Source organism: Pseudomonas sp. 05N434, assembly GCF_056396965.1.
The window spans coordinates 1-2210 of sequence record NZ_JBFTMK010000693.1; the positions used below are offsets into that span (position 1 = coordinate 1).

At 62.5% G+C, this 2210-nt stretch carries 2 protein-coding genes; both read right to left on the reverse strand.

Features of this window, described 5'->3' with window-relative positions; all coding sequences use genetic code 11:
- Positions 1 to 1017, reverse strand: a 1017-nt coding sequence (gene otnK, locus AC1DLB_RS28150) for a 3-oxo-tetronate kinase (RefSeq protein WP_477786100.1), incomplete at its 3' end; no start/stop codon positions are given.
- 10 nt (positions 1018 to 1027) lie between these two features.
- Entirely contained in the window at positions 1028 to 1933 is a 906-nt protein-coding gene (ltnD, locus tag AC1DLB_RS28155; protein WP_018928932.1) for an L-threonate dehydrogenase, read from the reverse strand.
- Between the last annotated feature and the right edge of the window lie 277 nt (positions 1934 to 2210).

Sequence of the window (2210 nt, forward strand, 5' to 3'; positions counted from 1 at the left end):
GTATTGATCTACGCCACCAGCGCACCGGACGGCCTCGACCTCGTCCGGTGCGCTGGTGGCGTAGATCAATACGGTTTGTTCATTGTTCTTGGCGAAGGCCAGAGCCTGGGCCACCACGGGTTCGYCAGCCGCCAGGGCCAACGGATCAATCCGCAACGCGGGTCGACCGGCTTCGAGCCAGGCTGCGACTTGGCCATTGGTGGCGATCGAAGCGCTACCGGCCAACACCACTTCACCACCGGCCACCGCCGGGAGTTTCGAGGCATCGAGGTCGCGCAATTTACCGGCGCGACGGAAGTTTTCCGGCAAGCCCAGGGCCAGCCCCGAGCCGCCAGTCAACAACGGCAAGTCGGCGCAGGCGGTGCCGAGGGTGTACAGATCCTGGTCCGACAAGGCATCGGCAATCGCCATACCGATACCTTGAGCCCGCAGTTCGGCGATGCGCCCGCGTACCTTTTCGGCGCCTTGGGCAATGGTGTCGTAGCGCAACAGGCCGACGTTCAGACGGGTCTGCGACTGCAGCACCCGCACCAGGTTGGCATCGGTCATCGGCGTCAGCGGGTGATGCTGCATGCCCGACTCGCTGAGCAGTTGATCCTGGACGAACAAGTGACCGCGAAAGATCGTCCGGCCATTCTCCGGGAACGCCGGGCACGCCAGGGTGAAGTCGCTGCCCAGCGCCGCCAGCAGTGCTTCACTGACCTGGCCGATATTGCCGGCCGCGGTGGAATCGAACGTCGAGCAGTACTTGAAGAAAATCTGCTCGCAGCCTTGCTCACGCAACCAGGCCAGCGCGGCAAGGGATTGCTCGACCGCTTCGGCGACTGGAATGGTGCGTGACTTGAGGGCGATGACGATCGCATCGGCATCGAGCCCGGCCGCCACTTCGCTGCTCGGAATGCCAATGCTTTGCACGGTGCGCATACCGCCGCGCACCAGCATGTTGGCCAGGTCCGTGGCACCGGTGAAATCGTCGGCGATGCAGCCCAGCAATGGGCGTGCAGGGGTAGTGTTCATTGGGTGTTCCTCAAACCGGCTCGGTCTTGGCAGTCGGCAACTCGATGCCGGGGAAAATCTTGATTACTGCCGAGTCGTCCTCACGCCCGAAGCCGGCACTGGAAGCCTGCATGAACATCTGGTGGGCGGTGGCCGACAGCGGCAGCGGGAATTTGCTGGCCCGTGCGGTATCCAGCACCAGGCCCAGGTCCTTGACGAAAATATCCACCGCGGACAATGGCGTGTAATCAGCCTTGAGAATGTGCGGCACGCGGTTTTCGAACATCCAGGAATTACCGGCGCTGTGGGTGATCACTTCGTAAAGCGCGTCGGCATCGACCCCTTCACGCAGGCCCAGCGCCATGGCTTCGGCAGAGGCCGCGATGTGCACACCGGCGAGCAACTGGTTGATGATCTTGACCTTCGAACCCAGGCCATGGCTGTCGCCCAGGCGATAAACCTTGCCGGCCATGCCTGCCAGGACGGCTTCGGCCTTGGCGTAAGCGTCGGCCGGGCCGGACGTCATCATGGTCATTTCACCGGCAGCCGCCTTGGCTGCGCCACCGGAGATCGGGGCATCCAGATACAGCAAGCCCTGGGCGGTCAGGCGCTGGCCCAGGTCGACAGCGTAGGTCGGGGCCACGGTGGCACAACCGATCACCAGGCTGCCCGGGCGCAACGCAGCGACGGCGCCACCCTCGCCAAACAATACGGTTTCGGTCTGCTCGGCGTTCACCACCACGGTAATGATCACGTCGCACGCCGCGGCCATCTGCGCGGGCGAAGAGCACGCCACGCCGCCCTCCCCGGCAAACTGTTCAGTCACCTGCGCACGCACATCACAGGCATGCACATTGAAACCACTGCGCAACAGTGAGCGGGCAATGCCCAACCCCATCGCGCCCAGACCGACAACACCGACATTCTTGTTATTCATGGGGTACTCCTGAGGGAAGCAACGGCCTGTTCCACGCCGACAAAGCGCAGGCGGCGGGCCGCGATGTAGAGATGGGCACCGGCGGCATGGCCAGCGGATCGCCCAACACAATGGCAGCTACGAGCTGCTTGACACGGGTTGAGCAGATAATCCACCAATGAACAGATTATGTGAAGTATTTTTTTAAAATAACATTTTTTAACATCGGCTCAGATGCATCGATAGCCGCGACGCGCTTTTTTGTAGCAGCTGTCGAGCTCGCGAGGCTGCGTTCGGC